Source organism: Chryseobacterium formosum (assembly GCF_026460885.1).
Classification (GTDB): domain Bacteria; phylum Bacteroidota; class Bacteroidia; order Flavobacteriales; family Weeksellaceae; genus Chryseobacterium; species Chryseobacterium formosus.
The window spans coordinates 1-707 of the sequence record NZ_JAOVZW010000058.1; the positions used below are offsets into that span (position 1 = coordinate 1).

General features: G+C 44.0%; 1 protein-coding gene. It reads left to right on the forward strand.

Annotated features, from left to right (window positions below):
- Positions 1-707, forward strand: a 707-nt coding sequence (locus OF897_RS21545) for an RHS repeat domain-containing protein (protein ID WP_267267721.1), incomplete at both ends; no start/stop codon positions are given.

Genomic DNA, 707 nt, shown 5'->3' on the forward strand with positions numbered 1-707 from the left:
AATGATCATTTAGGTAACGTAAGAGTAAGTTTTACAAGAGAAGGAAACACAGCGGTCATTGTACAGCAAAACGATTATTATGCATTTGGATTAAAGCATAATATTCCGGGTAATGGTTCAGGAGGCTACAAATATGAATACAACGGGAAAGAGTTGCAGGAGGAAATCGGAATGTATGACTACGGAGCGAGATTTTACATGCCTGATCTTGGAAGATGGGGAGTAATAGATCCAATGGCGGAAGTAACACCGCATTTATCGCCTTATCATTACGCCAACAACAACCCGTTGATGTACAACGATCCTACCGGAATGTTGTCGGAGTCATTTATGAACAATATTTGGAACTCTGCATCAGGAACAACATGGTACAATACCGGAATGGGCTTTACCAGTAGCGGAGGAAACTCTATGGATTATGACGGTCACAATATAAGTTGGGGTTCAGGAGCAACAGGTTTACTTATGATGAGTGTCGGTCTTTCTCCAATGGGACAAGGCGGCGGTGGCGGCGGCGATGGGCTTCCTGAACAGCTAATTCCTGAAGTTGTGATGTGGGGCAAAGCCGGTTTGAATGGTGAATTTGAACGAAATGCTTTTAATAGTGCTGTCATGTACAGCGGGTTTATGGGAGCTCAGGGAGATTGGAATACTCAGCAGGCAATGAGCGCTTGGCAAACAGCCATCAACGAAACTAAGATTGGAAA